Annotated in this window: 19 protein-coding genes, 1 tRNA gene and 1 pseudogene; 1 reads left to right on the top strand and 20 read right to left on the bottom strand. The window is 37.9% G+C overall.

Going from position 1 to position 20,065, the window contains the following annotated elements; translation table 11 throughout:
- Window positions 1-8 precede the first annotated feature (8 nt).
- The 20 genes from BACCOP_RS12900 to BACCOP_RS12805 all read right to left on the bottom strand — a co-directional run bounded on the left by BACCOP_RS12900 (window position 9) and on the right by BACCOP_RS12805 (window position 18,312).
- Window positions 9-302: a hypothetical protein gene (locus BACCOP_RS12900; RefSeq protein ID WP_007569767.1), complete on the bottom strand. Its 294-nt coding sequence runs from the start codon at window positions 300-302 to the stop codon at window positions 9-11.
- Window positions 303-361: 59 nt separating this feature from the next.
- Entirely contained in the window at window positions 362-754 is a 393-nt protein-coding gene (locus BACCOP_RS12895; RefSeq protein ID WP_007569766.1) for a hypothetical protein, read from the bottom strand.
- 18 nt (window positions 755-772) lie between these two features.
- Window positions 773-1,279 (bottom strand): hypothetical protein, encoded by a 507-nt coding sequence (locus tag BACCOP_RS12890; protein ID WP_007569765.1) that lies wholly within the window; start codon window positions 1,277-1,279, stop codon window positions 773-775.
- A gap of 11 nt (window positions 1,280-1,290) precedes the next feature.
- Complete coding sequence (locus BACCOP_RS12885) at window positions 1,291-1,761, bottom strand: hypothetical protein (RefSeq protein WP_007569764.1); 471 nt, start codon at window positions 1,759-1,761, stop codon at window positions 1,291-1,293.
- 650 nt (window positions 1,762-2,411) lie between these two features.
- A complete protein-coding gene (locus BACCOP_RS12880; RefSeq protein ID WP_007569762.1) occupies window positions 2,412-2,678 on the bottom strand; it encodes a hypothetical protein in 267 nt (88 codons plus the stop codon).
- An 86-nt stretch (window positions 2,679-2,764) separates the two neighbouring features.
- Window positions 2,765-3,265 (bottom strand): DUF6717 family protein, encoded by a 501-nt coding sequence (locus BACCOP_RS12875; protein WP_007569760.1) that lies wholly within the window; start codon window positions 3,263-3,265, stop codon window positions 2,765-2,767.
- 661 nt (window positions 3,266-3,926) lie between these two features.
- Entirely contained in the window at window positions 3,927-4,199 is a 273-nt protein-coding gene (locus BACCOP_RS12870) for a hypothetical protein (RefSeq protein WP_005942273.1), read from the bottom strand.
- A gap of 70 nt (window positions 4,200-4,269) precedes the next feature.
- The gene (locus tag BACCOP_RS12865; RefSeq protein WP_007569756.1) at window positions 4,270-5,286 is read right to left on the bottom strand and encodes a DUF3871 family protein; all 1,017 of its coding nucleotides are present in this window, start codon (window positions 5,284-5,286) and stop codon (window positions 4,270-4,272) included.
- 485 nt (window positions 5,287-5,771) lie between these two features.
- Entirely contained in the window at window positions 5,772-7,502 is a 1,731-nt protein-coding gene (locus BACCOP_RS12860) for a DEAD/DEAH box helicase family protein (RefSeq protein WP_007569754.1), read from the bottom strand.
- A complete protein-coding gene (locus tag BACCOP_RS12855) occupies window positions 7,499-7,930 on the bottom strand; it encodes a hypothetical protein (RefSeq protein ID WP_005942262.1) in 432 nt (143 codons plus the stop codon). Before BACCOP_RS12855 ends, BACCOP_RS12860 begins: the two co-directional genes overlap by 4 nt.
- Before the next feature lie 68 nt (window positions 7,931-7,998).
- Complete coding sequence (locus BACCOP_RS12850) at window positions 7,999-8,586, bottom strand: hypothetical protein (protein ID WP_007569752.1); 588 nt, start codon at window positions 8,584-8,586, stop codon at window positions 7,999-8,001.
- Window positions 8,587-8,833: 247 nt separating this feature from the next.
- Complete coding sequence (locus tag BACCOP_RS12845; RefSeq protein WP_040312072.1) at window positions 8,834-9,835, bottom strand: hypothetical protein; 1,002 nt, start codon at window positions 9,833-9,835, stop codon at window positions 8,834-8,836.
- Window positions 9,836-9,912: 77 nt separating this feature from the next.
- Entirely contained in the window at window positions 9,913-11,127 is a 1,215-nt protein-coding gene (locus BACCOP_RS12840) for a site-specific integrase (protein WP_040312063.1), read from the bottom strand.
- Window positions 11,128-11,256: 129 nt separating this feature from the next.
- Window positions 11,257-11,329 (bottom strand) — tRNA-Gly (locus tag BACCOP_RS12835).
- Window positions 11,330-11,398: 69 nt separating this feature from the next.
- Window positions 11,399-12,583: a [FeFe] hydrogenase H-cluster maturation GTPase HydF gene (gene hydF / locus BACCOP_RS12830; protein WP_007569741.1), complete on the bottom strand. Its 1,185-nt coding sequence runs from the start codon at window positions 12,581-12,583 to the stop codon at window positions 11,399-11,401.
- Between the two features lie 19 nt (window positions 12,584-12,602).
- Window positions 12,603-14,021, bottom strand: coding sequence for a [FeFe] hydrogenase H-cluster radical SAM maturase HydG (gene hydG, locus BACCOP_RS12825; protein WP_007569739.1), 1,419 nt, complete (start codon window positions 14,019-14,021; stop codon window positions 12,603-12,605).
- 32 nt (window positions 14,022-14,053) lie between these two features.
- Window positions 14,054-15,088 carry a [FeFe] hydrogenase H-cluster radical SAM maturase HydE gene (gene hydE / locus BACCOP_RS12820; RefSeq protein ID WP_007569732.1) on the bottom strand — a complete coding sequence of 345 codons (1,035 nt, stop codon included), beginning with the start codon at window positions 15,086-15,088 and terminating at the stop codon, window positions 14,054-14,056.
- Window positions 15,089-15,103: 15 nt separating this feature from the next.
- Complete coding sequence (locus BACCOP_RS12815; RefSeq protein ID WP_007569731.1) at window positions 15,104-16,576, bottom strand: 4Fe-4S dicluster domain-containing protein; 1,473 nt, start codon at window positions 16,574-16,576, stop codon at window positions 15,104-15,106.
- A 59-nt stretch (window positions 16,577-16,635) separates the two neighbouring features.
- Window positions 16,636-17,166: an FHA domain-containing protein gene (locus tag BACCOP_RS12810; protein ID WP_007569730.1), complete on the bottom strand. Its 531-nt coding sequence runs from the start codon at window positions 17,164-17,166 to the stop codon at window positions 16,636-16,638.
- A gap of 18 nt (window positions 17,167-17,184) precedes the next feature.
- Window positions 17,185-18,312: an HU domain-containing protein gene (locus BACCOP_RS12805; RefSeq protein WP_007569729.1), complete on the bottom strand. Its 1,128-nt coding sequence runs from the start codon at window positions 18,310-18,312 to the stop codon at window positions 17,185-17,187.
- 469 nt (window positions 18,313-18,781) lie between these two features.
- Between BACCOP_RS12805 and BACCOP_RS12800 the strand changes: the two are divergent.
- A pseudogene (locus BACCOP_RS12800) lies at window positions 18,782-19,997 on the top strand (transposase).
- The last annotated feature ends 68 nt before the right edge of the window (window positions 19,998-20,065 follow it).

Raw genomic sequence — 20,065 nt, 5'->3', positions numbered from 1 at the left:
ACTTCTATTTAATGTGAACACATAGATACTAAAACCAATAATCCAACAATAGTAGCAATTATTGACATACATCCAGTTTTATTCAGTTCCTTGTCTTTGAATCCATTCTCCAAGCCGTTTTTAATAAAAATACATGCAAAGAATCCTCCTGCGATAATACCCAAAAGTACCCATAAGGACATTCCAAAATTAGAAGTTCCACCGTTATCCCATCTACCACGATTACCAATGTCTGCAAATAGATAAGTAGTATTGAGGAATAGCACGATAAAAAACAACACGCATTTATTTAACTGCTTCATACTTAGCTACTTTAATTATATATTATTGAGGTTTGAATCATATTGGGCTGTTATCTAAGCTATCTTTTCTCTAACTCCATTGAAGCCATCCTCATGCGTGACAAAGTTTCAGAATCTATTCCTGCTCTAAAATCTGTTTCGCTTATCACATTCCCATCTTTATCATAATAGGTACGTTGTTGTAATGTGCTATATGTAGCCATTTCCCCATTTTCATAATACATCTTTAAGCAAACAAGAATGCCATTGTTTACTTCTATGGATAGAGTTTTTCCATCGCTTGACCATGCTGTTCCATCGAAAGCGTTACCTTTTTTGTCATGTACGAACACATTGAATATATTTCCCGATTTTCTGTCTTTATCTTCCGTAAAGTCTAATTCATATAGATAGGTTTTACCTATTCCACATGAAACGAAAAACAGTAGAAGTCCTAATAAATATTTTTTCATAACCGTATAGTTCGATTGTTAATCTGAATATCTTCTGTTTACTATAGCCTTAGCAATCTCATTGAAATATGTGGCAACTTCTTTATTGGCATAAAAAGCCCGATACTTCTTTTGTTTGCGTACACTTAAAGCTCTGTACTCCGCACCACTTATCCTATTTCCTTTGTTGTCATACCAATAATCATCATTGTCAGCATTTCCTAACTCTCCTTTAGAATCATATATTGTTCCAAAATCATCTGCGGATAGTCTGTCTTTTTTCAGTGCATCCATATATTTCCCATACGCATTTCTAAATTCCTCACATTTATATTCATTCCAATTTTTACTTGCGATATAAGATTGAACATTATTCCCTAAATTATGTATATACAGTTCTTTGTCTATTCTCCGTTCACCATATTTATAGGAAAAACTGCCTTGAAAATTTTGGTTTATGGATAATGCAACATCATTACTTTCTGTATTTGTCCCATATATGGTGACAAAGCATAGAGAAAACAAAATCAGAATAAAAGTTCTCATAATCTCAACAATTAGTAATTAAAGTAAATAGTACCCAAAGCCGTATGCTCTACTTTCCATTCAAAATTATTCACTATAATTTCCTTGTCTAACAAAGCATTGACCCTAACGGCTCTGTTGTTACAGTCTCTCCAACTTTCTCTATATAAAGAACGGTCTAATACTGCCCTAACATAGATTTCAGTTTCTCCCGAATAGGATTCCCCGAAATTGATTTTAATTTTCGTTCTTTTAAAATTCTGTGAACTTGTATCAAAAAAATATGCTCCTATTGTCTGATAGTTTTGTGTGGTGGAACGATTAGGAGTAGAATATGAAGGCACATTCGGGAAATACTCATTACTATTACCTTGGTTATGTTCGTTGCTACTGTTGTTATTACTTTTGCCAACTATTACGGGTTTGTATTCAACTAATGGAAGTTGTGAATAAGCAACTGTTGGCAATACTGTAAAAGCTAAAATTGAAATAATCTTCTTCATTGCTCACTAATATTGTACTTCCCAATTCCCCGAAGAAGCGAATAAAAAAATAAGGTGTGGGAACTTATCATCCTTATCCATTGGTGGGCTTCTCGCATTGCCTCGTAGCGGATAAAGACAATAGCCCACACCAAAGGATATGTAGAAAGCCAATAATGGCTATACATACCAAAGATGTGGTGCTACCGTCCATTATCTTTGCTACAGGAAAATTTTGCGAGAATTTACCAATAAAGATAATTTCAATAACACCTTTTCGTTAAATATGTCCTTTCAGTGTCTTAACGCATTAAGACTACTGGAATTGTTGCAAAGTTAGCGAAAAGTTTTGAATAGCTAAAGATAAAACGCTGATAAATGCAGTTCTAAATGTTCTAAAGCATATCTTTAGTAAGTAATTAGAGAAGTATTCAGCTTCTTTTCTTTGTAATAGCATAAGCAGGTACTTTTTTTGAATGGGGACTATAAGAAGATTTCTTCCCGAAAAAAGTACCCGTAGTTTCTGCGGATTGAAAGATGTAGTTCTATTAGAGATTATAAGGTATATGGGTTTGTTGCCTAACTAAGTAATGAATGAAAGAAGTATCTAATCTTCATAATGGATATAAAAAAAGTCCGCAAATACTGCGAACTATTTAATAATCAGTCTGCTATTTGCCTTTTTCAATAGCCTCTTTTAATTCATTAAAGCTGTCAAAGTAGAAGAAATATCCACCTTCCGAGGTTGGTACTCTAAAATATCTTTCATTTGCGTTTTTTGAAACTGCGTAAACAATATCTTTATATTTCAATTTAAGAATGATAGTTCCTAAAATTTTGGTAATGAATAATTCACCCACTTCTCCAGTTAGAGACATATAGCCATTGCTTGCCATTCTCCATAATCCAACATTGCCTAAAGAGAACATACCTTCCATATCTATTGTGTTTTTAGTTAATTAGACCACAAAATTAGTGATTCATTTGCAATTATAGCGGTATCTGTGAGGATAAATTTGCCCAATCACTCAATACAGATGGGACAATGCAGGTAGTTTTTGTTAATCTTATAGATAAAGATTAGTTTCGGGTATTTGCCCAATAAGAATAGAGTAACGGGACAAAGCCAAAGTTCTTCACCAAAATTTCCGCTTGGGTCTTTATAGAAAGCACCACCCGTTAAAGTGGAACTTACCTTATATAATCTAACTCCGCAATAAAACTTATCTTCCCATTCTTTAGCAATTCTGATAGTAGCCACAATCTCATTTTCTCCACGAGAGTAATATTCAAGATAGTTGGATGCACCACTAACCATGAGCGTATGTTCAAACAGTTCTTTGGGAAAGCCCGGAACATTACAGTACCATTTGCGCCCTATCTTGGTAAATGATACCTCATAATTTCCATTGCCCACCATTGCATGATATAGTGCCTTTGCAAGAACGAGTATAGCTCTTATATAGGCAGAGCTTTTCTTACATACGGACACACTTTTCTTGAAGTAAGTTTTAAGATTACTCATAGCTGATAAATTTTAAATGATTAAATAAATGGGATTTTGTAAACGGACACTGCAAAGCTATGTGTTTAATTTGAATTATCAAAATAAACTGTATTTCAATACTTTGCATATGTTTGCATAATTCAGAAATTATTTTATGGAATAGCTAAATAATCAGTAGATTAGTATGGCATATAAGTAGTTCCCCAAAATTGCACATACCATAAACTACAAGCCATATCATGGCTTTTTAAAAAGATAATTTTCTTACGCTTGCATTAATGTAGGGCTAATTACGTTATCGCAATCTGTTTGGCTTGGAACTATGCCCTATCAGATTTAGATATAACCATTATTTGTAGTTTCTCTTACATTGCAGTTTTTGAAAGTTACTGTATATTAGAGAACGGGACAAAATTCTCTATTTCTGAAAAAGGTATGATAACAACAGAAATTTCAAACTTTGTCCCATTCCAATAAAAAAGTGTAACTAAGATTGCGCATAAATAAAGATGGATAAAATCAGTATCAGCAAAAAAGGATTGATAATACCAATCATTATCAGTAGTAGAACTACCAATGTACCCCATAAAATCAATTTTCCATTATCTTCCATTTTGTAGTATTTTTAAGTGAATAAAAAAGAAAGGACACCTAAATAAATAGATGTCCTCTCATTACATTATATAAAAGGCAAGTAACAATCATCCAATACCCCACTGTCAATAATCTTTCTGCAAAGTTCATGTGAGGCTTGATTTCTAAGGTCTGTTCTGTACCCCTTATCACCAACCATTTTAATGATTGCCACAATGGTTTTCATTAATTCCTGCTGTAATGTACGGTGATAATATCTTGTACTTTCAGCAAATTTTTGAGGATTCCAACTCATATCATTCAAAGCTCTTTCCAATTCTTTTGCAGCCTTATATTCACGGCTTTCTTGTAATTCCATATCTCATTATTTAAAAGGTTTGTAAAATAGATAAGAAAGGACACCTAATAAATAGATGTCCTCTCATTAATTAGTCAATAAACCATTTGTAATGCTCATCCCCATGCAAGGCTGCATTAATTCCAACTGCCATTTCAGTAGCATTTAAAGAGCGGTCTAAGAATGAATCAATATATGAACTTTTATTTGCTCCAGTGAGCAAATTATAAAATTTCCACATATTCAAGTCATTTCCAAAGCTGCCAAAGTTCTCATCATTAATGTAGGCTTTTGCAACACTGTTTATTTGTGTATCAGTAAGCAACATTCTTGGCAGTCTCTTTTGGTAGCCATTGGGCAAACACTGATAAAGTCTCATTTTACCCAATATTTGGCAGAATTGATGCTCACTCATTGAAGTATTGCCCAACTTTTGCATCAAATGCAGATGTTTGGCAGGATTGTAGTTGTTGAACAGTTCCAAGGCAGAACGGTAAAGTTCACTTGTATTGCTCACTCTTAAATCATCCTTGTAACCGTCTGTAAAGATGCACATATTGCAACATACTTGGTTCTTAAAGCCTATTGCCAACCTAAACAACTCTGGAACTTTCTTTGAATACAGATTCATTTGGTTATAGGCTCTAACCCCTACTATTGAAAGGTTCAACTTGTTACCCTCAACCGTTTCATAGATTGTAGGAATGTCAATACTGAAAGCTGCCCTTTCATAATAGATAGTTTTGTCTGATTCTAACAACTGATTAGCAGGTTTGTGGATAGCTTCGGGAATACGACCCTTAATCACATGACTAACACGAATATCGGGCGTTCCAATAGCCTCACCATTGTAGTAGGAGTTTGCAGCTTCCCAAACAGTTTCAATAAATGCAGCATGGTTTACTGTAAGCTCATTGTCTTTGGCAAACACTGGAGTAATGCAGTCATTTTTCAAGTGACTTAAAGAAACTTCTTGTGTGTTTGCCTCTATGAAATGTAAAGACTTGTTAGATATTGCAGTTTCTTCAATAATGGTTGCTTCTTCTGCAAACTCACCTAAATTCATTCTCTCTCTGTTCTCTGTTGGCATGATAGCTAAATTTCTCATATTGATAAAAGTTTAAATGATTAATAATTCTTTTTATATCAATGTACAGAGGGGGGACTAATTGGGTTGTGAACTCGTAAGGCAGACACTCTTATATATTTTAGCTTACTGACTGAATGGGGAGGGGGCTTTCTGTATAAAGTACCTTATAATATTTGCTCTCTTGACTTTCAGCCAAACTGAATATAGGTGATTCTTTAATAAGGTAGTCTTTTTAATGGTATTAGGTATATGTGGCATATTATAAAGTAGGTACTATATAACTCTTCCTAACGTGGAAATATTCGGAAAATCGGAATCGGGGAAAATGTGGGGCTGTGGTTCTGTGCCAAAAATAAAAGCCGCAAGAATTTCCTGCGACTGTATATTATTAGTTAGTACGAAAATTACTCTGTTTCATTAGTTATTAAGGTTGATAGGGACATTTTACTTAATTTCTGTATCGGGTATAGAAAGGCAAGAAAATGAGATTTTGTCCCATTTAGCTAAACTAATTCCGAATTTAATTGATAGCCTCTTATATTACCCGATTTAAATGGATTTGCTTGATAATAGAGACCGATAAGTTTCGGTTCTATATTTTCTTCGGGGTGTATGTTCAATCTCTCATATATTCTCGTTAATTCATTAACTATTTTCTCATTGGAATATCTGTTACCAACCTTGAATATATTCTTAACCAGTCTGATAACTTTATTCCCCTTACGTTGTGTCAGAATCATTTCTTCTTTGATTTTCTTTTTGGAATAGTTAAGTTCTTCTATCCTCTCTTTGCCCAAAGTCTCAAACGCTTCCACAATGAACGGGTCAATCTTCCGTATATCATTGATATAGTCTAAGGCATATTCTGAATAGGGAGTTTCCATTTCACCAAGTTGCTGTACCATTTTTCTGCGCTTGTCCTTTACCGAGCGTGCAGCCTTGATAATCTTTAATTTCTCGTCATTCTCATTATATTCGCAATTCTCAAATGTGGGATTGAAGAAATGACAATCATTGTACCAATTCATTATTTTTTGTCTTGATTGGTATCTGTTGTTCACCAATACGGAATTAATCTCATTGTCTATGGCAAACCAGTTCTTTGTAAAGTCCGAATATAGGAATTTACGGAACGGCATGGTTTCAAGAACTGCACCGAAAGCGAATCTGCTTTCTCTGTTATCCGCACTTTTGTATAAGGTTTGTATCGTGTTATAGGCAAATTCATGTGCCGAAATTTCCCATTCTATCTGTTCCCTGTCTTTGGTTATGATTTCGGGATTCACCCGATAGATATGTGTTGCCGATTTTATACCGTTACGGAATCTTCCGCAAATCTGTATGCAGTCCGTATCTATGTCAAGTATGGTATATTCGGAATTATAAGGGTCTGTAACCATTACCAAATCGGGCTGATAAGGCAAATCCAAGTCGAATGCCGTAAAGAATCTGCCAGTGAAGAAGTTATATTTCTTCATGGTATCTGCGTTCCAATCATTATAAGCATTATCAAAGGAGTATTCATTTTTCAGTTTCAAACGGCTTTTTGGCGCACAGTAAACGGTAGAATCCTCCAATATGCCGAACTGTTTCATTATGGAGTAAATCATTACCACGGAATTGACGAAAAAGCAGACTGTTTCCTCTGTGTGATTGCCTAAATATTCACTTATTGCCTTGTATATATTATAAGTATGTGTAACCGCAATTTCTTGTCTGTAATCATAATCGGCACTTACTTCCACTGTTTCAAACTCTTTAAATCTTGGGTCACTGAATCCGATAGGAGTGGCGGAAACAAGAGCCTTGCTTTTGAAACGAAAAAAGTCATTCATGGGCAGCACTATGTCCGTTCTGTAATCCACATCCTTGATTAATTGGTGGCATTCATCCATCAGCAGGAAGAAATGATTATAAATGTCAATACCACTGCAAGCGTTTTTCACTTTTCCAAAACTTTCGGGAGTAGTCATTATCTTATGTAGTCTGTTATTAGTCAGATAATTGCGAATCTTATCTGTTGTGACATCTTCATAAACGCCTAACAGATTGCTGTATTTTCCGCACTTGCTTTTGATGACGGGTACATTGGGAACTACGATAATGGAATTTCTTTGGGTTTCAAGCTCCAAAGTGGTAGCACCACAGCCGGGTATTCTTTTGGAAAGTATGCAGTTTGACGGAATCTCACTCATTACGTCAGACAGGTATTGACCTTTATGTAGAGTAATCATAATCCTTTGCTGTTTAGATAATCTATAAATTCATCGCTTCTCCTTATGCTGAAAAAGAGTTTTCCGAAACGGAACAGCCCTCTAAGTCTTATATAGGCTTCGGTTTCCCGTAAAAAAGGGATTCTTGCAATATTGTATTTCTGTTCTATTAGTTCTTTTACCACATCCTCTTGGAACTCGCTGCATAGCTTGGATAGTCTGGACGGGAATACTCCAAAATCCTCATAATCTCCCGTTTGCAGATAATTAAGAATCCACTGCCAGCCTTGTGCGTTGAGTTGGTATCTTATACTCGTTACTCCTTGACTGCTAATCCATGCTTCACCGTTCACTTGGATATAAAGCTGCTTGTGTTGTTTCATTAGTAGCTTCACTTGTCTGTGTGCAGCTTCATTATTATATGTTTGGGCAAACTGTATCTGTTTCATTTTCTCTGTTCCGATTAAAAAGAAAGCCGAGAGAGATTGTTCCCTCGACTTCCTTCCAAGCTGATTGTTTAGGCTACTTCATTCTGTTTGGGAACTTGTTGTTTGGCTTCCGCTTCTGATTTCTTCATCCATTCGGGTTTGCAGGCTTCACAGATAAGGCTGTTCACTTCATCCGTTGCTTTCATGCAGAACTTTACATTCCCGTTGAATGTGGAAGAAAATCTCACGCAACGGTAACGCTCGCCGCTGTTGTTGTACCAGTCCGCTTCAATATAGCCCCTCATAGTGGAGTTCATGTACTGCTTGAACAGTTCCATTACCAAGTTTTCACCCTCTTGGGCAATTTCGACCTCATGTTCCTCTGCTTTGTAGTCGTGCAAGCCGTTTATCATTTTAGCCATGCCGAAATGTATTGCCGAAATAAGGTCTGCATCTCCTGCACCCTCAAAATGTTGTGTCATGCCAGTAGCATAAACGACTGTGACCGATATAATCAGTTCTCCTTTTGAGGATTGTTTGAAACGCATATCCGTTCTGACGGGAAACATGAGGAATGCTTCTTTCAGTTCCTGCACGAATGCTGCACTTACTTTAGTGTTTTCTACTATGTTTTCTACTTCACTATTTAATGCTTCTGCAAATTTTAAATTTTTCATAATTCCTAATTTTAGATATTTTACATATTAATTATTAAGTCATTAAAGAACTACTAAAGCTATGCGCACTTACTTATTTGTTCCCTTTTGACATTGCAAAATTAGGGCAGAAATAAGGGGTAACAAAGCATTTTGCCTAATGCCCATGTGTGTAGAAAACGTGCCCATTCCAGTACGCAAAAAAAATGCGTACCGAAAAGAACAACCCTTTCAGTACGCATTTCTGCTATGTTTTTATGTATGTCGTTTATGAAACTACGTTGTAGTTATTAGCTATGACAGACGGAAATTTCTCGTTCTTGTATCTTCTAAGGAGATTGGATAACATTCTGTTCTTGTTACCCTCCGAATCGTATTCTTCATTATATCTTTTGCCATCATAGCCCACTGTATAGATAAGCCTTGAAACAAGCATCATCTTGTCTTTAGATACCTTTACTTTTTTATCGGGTATGGTGGTAGCCTTTCTTCTTTCAATAAAAGACAGAAACATATCCGTAAATTTCCACTTCTTATAAGATATGTCAAGACTGAACTTGTCCGTAAAGCTGATTTTTGACGATAAGTCATTTCTGATAAAGCCCTCCAAACCTATGTCCTTTAATTGTTTAATCATGGTTTCTCTATCTTGCTCACTATGTATAATATCGCTGTATGTATTGACAAAATGCTGCAAGGCTGCTTGAATGATTCTGATTGTGTCCTCCCTTTCAACAACATAGCTTTTCTTGTTGTTCTTCTTTAAGGTGATACTTGTAGCCTCCAACAGATTGGCATGAAAATAACTAAAGTCTTCCAATACGGACTTGTTCAATGCAGGTGCGTTTGTGCCAATATCCTCTATAAAGTCATATACGAACAGAAGTAGATACCAAAATTTGCTAACATCCAACTTATACGCTTCAATGGTATTCTGTAAATCTTCATTAGTTAGAAACTTCTCTTTGAAAGAATCATCCAGCTTTCTGTATTCTCGTTTCTTGTATTCTTCCAAAGTTCCTTTGAAAGTTTTCATTTCTTGTGTTCTCTCGTACCTTTCTTCAACGGACAAGTTTCTTTCCGCATATCTGTTGGCGAATATGGCAGGTGCGGAAGATTCTACGGGTATCATTCCCGTATCTGTTTCCGCATAATCGGGCAGGAAGTGATTGGCTACTTCCCATACATATTCTAATAGCGGTTCATTTAGACATTTGTAGCTTTCATGCCAAGACGCTTTTAAATCGGGCAGTTCTTCTATCTGATACATAAGTACATTCATATTAGTTATACTGCAAAATAAAAGAAAAGTCTGCAATCTTTAGTGGATTACAGACTTCTTTTTCGTTATAGTAGGTTCTTCATTGCTTCATCCACTTGCTCGTTATCGAAACTATCCAAGTATATTTGGGTAGTGGCTAAGTCTGAATGTCCCAGTGCTTCACTTATCAATGCGATGTTTACCCCCGATTTTTTAAGGACACTTGCGAATGAGTGCCTCGCGACATAGGTTGTCATATTGGCTTCAACTCCAAGCTGTGAGGCAAGTAGTTTTAGATTCTTATTGACCTTTCCCAATATCTTATGTATTCTGTTCTGTTTTTGTAGGGCGGTCTTGTGTATCTTGCTATCCAAAATCGGGAACAGATAGCCTTTACTCTCTTTTGAATATTTCTCGATTATCCACATGGCATCCTGCGGTATTCCTATCTTGATTGGCTTTTTTGTCTTTTGACGGATATAGTGCAATCTGCCATTTTGAATATTCTCGTTTGTCAGATTAGCTATGTCCGTGAAATTGATTCCACCGCACAGATAACTGAATACGAATATGTCTTTGCTCAACTCCATGTATGGTTGTTTTCCAGCAGGCTGCACTTCTTCCGTGAATTTCAGTACGTCTGTTTTGGCAATCGCTCTCTTTTGAGTAGTGGTATCGAACTTGTTAATCTTGTATTCATCAAACGGATAATCAGACTTTCGGGCGCACTTGGCTTTAATAGCTTTATTGTATGTACTTCGGAGCGTGCGGAACATGAGGCTTATAGTAGTTTCTTTGTTTCCTTTGGAACGCAGCCATTTCTCATACTTGGTAAGCCAAGAAGTGTCTATATCGCTGAAAGGTATATCCAGCTTGCCTTTAGTGAATACTTTGAGTGAATTGAAAGAACTTTTATAGATAAGGCGGTTGCCGCATTTGTCCTCACGGGTGTATTGCTCTATCAATTCTTGGTAGAACTCACTAACGGTTTTCAGTTCAAACTTCGTATTCTCATTATTGAGTAAGGTGGTGGTAGTATATTCCTTTTGTTCCACATTCAACTCTAACATTCGCTGTTGAAGTTCTCGCTGTTTATCCAAGATAATCTTTTGGATATATTCTTTGTTAGGACAGTTTGGTTTAGGCTTGTTTCGTGTGAAGTCCCAATATTTAGGATTAATGGATATGCCTAAACTTTGATATTTACGCTTTCCACCTTTAGATACTTGGAGCATCAATGGATTTTCACCATTGGATAATGTCTTAGATTTGTAGCAAACTACTGAAACACAGGCATTCATAATGAATTTTCGGTTTACATCTTGGTTTACATGCACCCTCTGAAACCACCCGAAAATAGACTTTTCGTAACCTGCTAAAAACAGAAAACCTCGATAGCTAATTGCTTAACTATCAAGGTCTTCATTAAGAGCGGAAGACGGGGCTCAAACCCGCGACCCTCAGCTTGGAAGGCTAATGCTCTACCAACTGAGCTACTACCGCAGATGAATTGTCGAACAAAAGTAGGTCTTATTATACAAATAAGCAATAATAAAACCTACTTTTTTTTCATCAATAATCTATTTTATCTAAAATTCCTGCCAGATATGCTATAGTTACTCCATAGTTTGTCATCGGGATATTCTGCTTACGTGCTTGTTCTACACGGCTTAGCACATATTTACGATTAAACATGCAAGCTCCACAATGAATGATGAGATCATATTTACTTAAATCCTCAGGAAAATCTGTTCCAGAGACATGTTCAATCAGCAATCCTGATCCAAACTTTTTACGAAGCATATTGGGTATTTTTACCCTTCCGATATCTTCAGTTAGTGGGGCATGAGTACACGCTTCTGCTATCAAGACACGAGAATTTTCTGTCAGTCTTCCAATAGCATTTGCTCCCTCTATGAAATAATCAATGTCACCTTTATATTGGGCAAAGAGGACAGAGAAAGAAGTCAATCTACTTGCAGAAGGCTTCTTTTCATATACAGTCTTGAAAACTTGGGAATCTGTAATGATGAGTTTTGGAGGATGTACTAATGCTTGAAGCATACGATCTATTTGATCTGTCGTACAACTCATTACGAGGCACTTCCTGTCAAGTAATTCACGAATTGTCTGGACTTGAGGAAGGATTAGTCTGCCTTTAGGAGCCTGAATATCTTGTGGCATAACGAGCATTACCGTATCTCCTTCTTCCACCAGTTTGCCAACAATCCCTCGCGACATTGTTTCATCAGGTAATTTAGCAATCAGACTACGACGGATATCTTCCATTCCTTGTTTAGTGCAGGCACTTACCCCAAGGGGAACCTGTCCACATTTTTTTTCTATCGAACGAATTGTAGAAGTAACGTCTGTCAGCAAATCTGCTTTATTCAATATCCATACTACTGGAATATTTTTCTCTTTCAACAAACGACTCCATTCAAGTTCTTTCTCTATATCATCTCCTGTGCACACTAATAATGCAATGTCAGTGCGATCCATAGCACGCATAGTCTGCTGGATACGAAGTGCTCCCAGTTCACCGTCATCATCAAGCCCTGCGGTATCAATGAAAACACACGGACCTATTCCATGTATTTCCATTGCTTTATATACAGGATCAGTGGTTGTTCCTGCTATGTCCGAAACCAGAGCTACTTCCTGATTAGTAAGGGCATTAATCAGCGATGACTTTCCACTATTGCGTTTGCCAAATAGCCCGATATGCAGGCGGTTGGCACGAGGTGTTTCTTGCATAAAATTCAAACTTTATTAATTAGAATCTGAAATCTCGTTGTCCCTCGGAAATACGTTCCAGATTTTCCAAAGCACGACGACGGATAGCAGGATTAGGAATCTGTTCCATCTGTTCACGGATCATTTTCACACCCAATTCACGCGTTTCTGGAGAAGCATAATCTTCCAAATATTCCTGTAGTGTCATCAGCGCATTTGGAGCACAACAATTGGCTATTTGTCCGGTTTTTACCAGCGACATGAAACGGTCTCCCGTACGACCTTCTCGATAACACGCTGTACAGAAGCTGGGGATATACCCTAATCTCAACAGCCAGGATACTATTTCATCAAGAGTACGGCGATCGCTTACATCAAACTGTGCCGAATTTTCTTCGGGAGTTTCTTCGTGTACATATCCACCAACACTTGTACGTGAACCTCCACTAAGTTGAGAAACTCCTAATGCCAATACTTTTTCTCGTGAGCGTTGAGATTCGCGAGTAGAAACAATCATACCAGTATAAGGAACGCTGATACGGATCACAGCCACAATTTTCTGGAAGATCTCATCTGAAATAGCATTTTCAAAATCGGATGCATTGATGTCATCGGCCGAACAGATACGCGGAACACTAATAGTATGAGGTCCTACTCCGTATGTAGCTTCTAAGTGCTCAGCATGCATCAACATACCAACAAAATCGTACCGATATGTATTAAGTCCGAATAGTACTCCTATTCCTACATCATCGATACCTCCCTGCATAGCGCGGTCCATTGCCTCTGTATGATATGCATAATTACTTTTGGGTCCGCGTGGATGAAGTTTTTCGTAGTTCTCTTTATGATAAGTTTCCTGAAACAAAATATAAGTTCCAATTCCTGCATCGTGCAAACGACGGTAATTTTCGACTGTTGTTGCAGCTATATTTACATTCACACGCCGGATAGCTCCATTTTTATGCTGAATGCTGTAAATGGTCTTTATAGATTCCAGGATATATTCTATCGGATTATGCAGCGGATCTTCACCAGCCTCGATAGCAAGACGTTTATGTCCCATATCTTGCAATGCAATGACTTCCTGGCGAATCTCATCCTGAGTAAGCTTCTTGCGGGCAATCGACTTGTTTTTGATGTGGTAAGGACAGTATACGCAACTGTTTACACAGTAGTTTGACAAATAAAGCGGAGCAAACATAACAATACGGTTACCGTAAAAGCGCTGTTTGATCTTGCGTGCCAGTGCATATATTTCTTCCAACAAATCATTGTCGTCACATTCCAACAGAACGGCGGCTTCACGATGAGAAAGTCCTTTACAGTCGCGAGCTTTATCTATGATAGAACGAATCAACTCACGATTGTCTTTGTTGGCTTTTGCATAATCCAGTGTAGCCATGATTTCATCGTGATTGATGAATTCTTCTGCATGAGGTGAATCTATTTTATACATAATTGACTTTATATTTAATAATAAAACGATGTTTAGTATGCGTTGTAATCTCCTCGGCCTTTATCTATGACATATCCTATTACTTTCAGTCGCTGTTCCAACAGAAGAAGCCCTTCGGCTGCTTCAGCACCTAGAGAAGCCTTATTATCATATAAGGAATATTTGCTCCGTTGTATGACGGGAGAGAGGTTAGGCATTACCACATTGGCTCCTGCCAATATGCCTTTTTCTCGTCCTTCTGGAGAAAGGGTAGCAAGTGCTGTTGTAGAAGGAATTAAAGCATGAGGATGCATCAGACGGAAAATGGAGAGTAGGAGCAGTGTCTGGTTCAAACTTCCCGAAGGCATCATTGCAAAAGGAGTATCATGATGTGGAAGAAACGGTCCAATACCGATCATTTCTGGTTGAAAGTTTTCGATATAAAGGATATCTTCTATCAAATTATCAATAGTCTGATATGGGCTTCCTACCATAATCCCTGTTCCAGTCTGGAAACCAATACGCTTCAAGTCTGCCAGACACCTCAGACGGTTGGACAAAGACATAGCTTCAGGGTGAAGCTTGCGATAATGAAGCTCGTTATGCGTTTCGTGACGAAGTAAATATCTGTTAGCTCCAGCCTGGAAAAAACGTTCGTATACAGATGTTTCTTTTTCTCCTAATGAAAGTGTAATTGCTACGTCTGGAAACTCTTTTCGAATAGAGGATACAGTACGTATAATCATTTCATCATCATTCATTTCTCCTCCCTGAAGAACAAACGTCCGGAATCCCAGTTCATAACCATGTCGGCAACACGCCAGAATTGTTTCTTCATCCAAATGATAGCGTTCTATCAGATGATTACTACGCCGGATACCACAATAGTAGCAGTCATTCTTACATCGGTTGCCAACTTCAATAAGTCCCCGGATAAAAATCCGGTTTCCAAAGCTAGCATGTGAAACTTCTCTTGCAAAAGCATTGATATAGGATAAATCCTTATCATTATACTGACTCAATAAGATACGAAATTCATCGGGAGCCAGTGTATGCTCCCGATGAAGACGTTCTATTAAACTTCTCATAAGGTAGAGAAGAGATTATTCTTCTTTATAATTTTCATATTTCAGCGTACGCTTCAGCAAATCTTGATTCAACTGGCGTTTTCCTGAAACAGAATCATTATAAGCACTTGGTCCTGTTACACATCCTCCTTCGCATGCCATCATTTCGATGAATTGGGCATCCACTTTTCCTGTCTTAGCCCATGCACGCATCTGTCCGATACTCTTCTTGTTGAAGTCTGAGAACTGCAGCATCTTTATACCATCTGCCTTAGGACCCAAATATGACTTAACTGCTCCTGCAACACCACCAGCTTGTGCAAAGCCATGGGCTTCACAAACAGATTCATAGGCAACCTTATACGGATTGGCTTGAGCCAGTTCAATACCTAATCCACGGAATACTGAGTGTAATTCTTCGAATGTCATTACGTAGTCTACACACTCATCACGCTGTGCTTCTTTACGCTTTGCAATACACGGACCTATAAAAACAACTTTTGCTTCCGGATATTTCTTTTTGGCAATACGTGAAGCATAATACATAGGAGAGCCTGTACCTGACACATAAGGCTTCATAGCAGGAATATGCTTGTTTACTAGCTCAATATATGAAGGACAGCATGAGGTTGTCATAAACTTTTGTCCTTCCTCCAGCTTTTCAAGTAATTCGTGTGCCTCATTGCTTGTTGTCTGCATAGCTCCTTCGGCAACTTCTATTACATCAGCAAAGCCTACCTCTTTCAAAGCTCCGTAAACCTGGTCGATAGTTGCATCGAACTGTCCCAGTACAGAAGGAGCCGGAATTGCAACAACCTGTTCACCACGGTGTATTGCTTCCAACACATCGAATACCTGAGATATCTCGAAAATTGCGCCAAACGGACATGCATTCAAACACTTTCCGCAATAAATACATTTGCTTTCGTCTATGTGCTCTATATTATTTTCATCTTTGCTGATTGCTTTTACCGGACATGCTTCTTCACAAGGTACCGGAATATATACAATCGCATGATAAGGACAACTTTTATGACAAATACCACAGCTGATACAAGTATCATGATCAATATGTGCCTGTCCTGTTTTCTTGTCGAAATGTACAGCTCCTTTCGGGCAGTTCATATAGCAGCTTCTGGCCACACAACCACGGCACAGATTACTTACTTCGTAATTAACCTGTACACAAGAAGAGCATGCTTCATCTATAACACACAGAATATTTTCTTTAAGTTTGTTTCTACGATCCAATGCCTGACGGGCATATTCCGATAGAGGAGTCAGTTCATCCGTTTCATCAGACATATCCCAGCCCAGCAACGGAAGTGACTTATATTTCGTTACGGCGCGTTCTTTATGAATACAGCAGCGTCCTACAGGTTGAGAACGGCGAGGACTGAATTCCAAAGGAACACGATCTATTTTTTCAACTAGCTGGTTTTCCTTCCACAAAGCGACCAGTTTTTCCAATAGCTTGTGGCGTACAATCATTACGTTGTTTGATGCCATAACAAAGTTAGGTTAAAAAGTTAGGTTATTTAGTTTAGTTATCCTTAATATATAAAAATTTATTTTTCTTCTGCTGCTCGTAAAATGAGCGTAGTTGCTCCAAGAGTAAAAATGGCTCCGTCTTCTATACGTACACGATCTTTGGGACCTAAAAGTTCATTCATCAGGAAAGTTCCCGTTATGCTGTCATTATCCCGTAGGGTATATACGATTTTCCCTTGTTTGTTTTGCTTTACATTCAGCACGCAATGCCGGCGATCCATGCTTGGATCATTTGTTTCTACAGGAATATCAATTTCATTCCCTTTACTACGGCGACCTATTATATTATCACCTTCATGCAAAGGGAGCACTTGTTTATAGCCGAAAACATTTTCTATAGCTATCACGTTGCCAAAATCTTGCGTTCCTTCTCTCTCATCAACGACTTCTTCACGACGGGAACCTGCACTCAGTTTGGATTTTCCAATACGGATACCAAACTGTTTTTTACAATTATCGCATACGAAAACCAATGACTGACCTTCTTCGTATTTTGTTTCATCAAATTGTATGTAGTTGTCACACTTCGGACATCTGACTCTTTTCATAATGTGATTATTCTCGGTTTATTTAGTTGTAAGCACCCATGCTGACGCAAAATCTGCATTTTTCTTCAATTCTTTAATCTGTTTATATGCATCAGTCTGATTAGTATATCGGTTGATTGCAACACGGAAACGTCCGTCCGATTCCAGAATTTGCGCTTCCTTATAACCTTTTTGCTGCATTTGTTTTACGACTTGCATTGCGTCACTATTTGTTGCCAGACTTGCAACTATAATATAACTGTCAGCTTTTGTAGTCGCTTTTTGAGGCACTTTATTAGCTGCAGGAGTCTTTTTTTCTACAGGTTGCTTCACATCCTTTACAACATGTGCTGCCGGCTTTGCCGATGGAGCTGCAACTTTTTCTATTTTCACAGCAACCGGTTTCAGTGTATTGATATTATTCTTTACAGATTGCTTTTTTACTGTTTTTTGTTTCTTTTCCTGTTGCTGAACAGAAGGAGAGACCGTAATAATACTTGATGCCATAGAATGATTTTTAATAGCATCAAATAATCCAGTCGAACCTAAAGAAGCATATTCAGCATCATCCAAGTAGGTGTTTTCCACTGGAATAGAAAACAAGAAAAACAACAATATTGCAGCTGCTATTGCTACTATGTTCTTGCTCCATCTGCGATAATGAAAGGACGAACGGCGTGTACTGGTCTTTACCGTGCGGGGCATAGCATATTCGACCAAAGGTTTCTCCTGAGGTACATTCTCTGGTGACAACTTTGGAAATGTGAATCCTTGAAGTCCATATAATGAAGGAGTAAAGAAACCATTTGCTTCCGGTTCAAATTCATATACTCCGTTCATATTATAATACAGCGTACCTACATTGTTCAAATATATATGTCCGTATCGGTAAATATCTTCTTTCTGTTTCTGTACGAGCTTTTCTATCTTGCGGGTTGCATCAGGAAAATCCGTATTATATGCTTGCATATAAGACTGTACAAGCAAACCGTCATTCATGACAAGTTGAGGATTAAAGCCGATTGTACGTGCCGGCGGACAAAACTCTCCCGTATCTTCGTTGTATACACACGAACGATAGTGAGCTATAAAGCCTCCCAGACCAGGAACAATCACGCAATCGTTCTCCAGGAGTAATACTTCAATATGTTTTGCTAATTCAATCATAATGCAAAGATATGATTTTTTCTCTAATATTTACATTACTTTTCTTGTATTTTGTCTGAAAAGAAATGCGTGTACAATCTATATAAACTAATAAACTGCTTATAAAAACATATCACTTCTTATCTAAGAAACCGTAATAAAGTAAACATAATCAGTAATCGAGGTAAGTATTATATCCTGAAATAGGGTATCTTTGCCATCAAAATCAAAATCAGTAATGGATAGAATAACCAATATTAAGACAATACTTCGGTAAATTTTTACCGAAAGATTAAAAGTTAAACAACAGAACCGGCAAAAGCTGGTTCGGAAACACTAAAGAGGTCATTGAAATGTTGTCAAAAACGAATGGTTAAGCATGAAGAAATGTGCTGAAAAAAAGAGAGCTAACCTGCTGATAATAAAGGAGGAAAGTATTGCATAATTCGTTATTTCTTAGTAAATTAGAAGTCTCTGAACTCTTCTGATTATGACTAAAGAAACACTCCTTATGCAATACCAATCCGAGTGCCTGTCGGCTCTCAAATCAGTAGCGAATATACACAAACCTTTTGAAAAAGCATTCATGGACACCATGAAATTATTCATGGCCATCCCGGATCGTATAAACTTCCTCCAATTGGGCAGATATGGCTGTTTCTCAGAACAGACTTATCGTAACCTTTTTGAGCATGAAACTTTCGACTGGTTTGCGTTCAACGGATCTATCATCAGCAAGCATCTCACAGGCAAAAGAAAAGCCATTGCCATCGACCCTTCCTATATTCCCAAATCAGGCAAGAAGACACCTTGGATAGGTTACTTCTGGTCCGGTTGTGCAGGAGAGTACAAGCGAGGATTGGAAATCATGGGCATCGGTGTCATTGACATCGACAACCATGAATGCATGACTTTAGGTTCCATTCAGACACCGGATTGTAAGACCTTGGATAATATGGACAAGAACCTTGTTGACTGGTACAGCTGCTATCTTATCAGCAGAAAAGACAAGCTACAGAGCCTGTCCAGAACGGTGGTTGCAGACGCATTCTTTTCCAAGGAAACTTTCGTAACGCCTATGTGTGAGAACGGTTTCCATGTCATCAGCCGCTTTAGGAATGATGTTGTCCTGTACTATCCGACATTGGAAAAGAAAACAGGAAAACGTGGTCATCCCAAGTGGTTTGACGGCAGGATTGACTTTGCCAATCTGGATTTGACCCGGTGCAAGGAATACGAGGTGAACAAAGGAAAGCTATACGGATTGAGGGTTTATGCTAAAGCTTTCAAAAGGTATGTTTCCTTAGCCGTCTGGTATCCGATGGACGGAAGAACAGACAAGTGGCAACTTTATTTCTCTACAGACGATTCCATGGATGGACGCGAGGTGCTGGATTATTACAGAACCAGGTTCCAGTTGGAATTTCTTTAGAGATGGCAAGCAGCATGCAGGAATCACCAGCTGCCAGTCTACCGACTTCAGGAAATTGGATTTTCACTTCAATGCATCGCTTGCTGCTGTCAACTTGGCCAAAGCGGCATGTAAGAGGCTCGGAATAGCCTATTCCATATCCTCCTGCAAGTCATTCATACACAATGCTTATATGCTTGAACGATTTATTTGCGTGTTTGGGATTAGCCCAGACCCGCAAGTTATTGACAAACTTTTCAAAGAACTCATTTTATTTACTGCCAGAGCCGCTTAGGCTTGGCGAATTTTTAACGAACTATTGTTAAGAAAAACAATTGTTTTTGCAGGCTTTTTGAACCTGAT

The sequence above is a fragment of the Phocaeicola coprocola DSM 17136 genome (assembly GCF_000154845.1).
Classification (GTDB): Bacteria; Bacteroidota; Bacteroidia; order Bacteroidales; family Bacteroidaceae; genus Phocaeicola; species Phocaeicola coprocola.
Note: the sequence above shows the minus strand (reverse complement) of the source record. Positions and strands in the feature narration are given on the sequence as shown.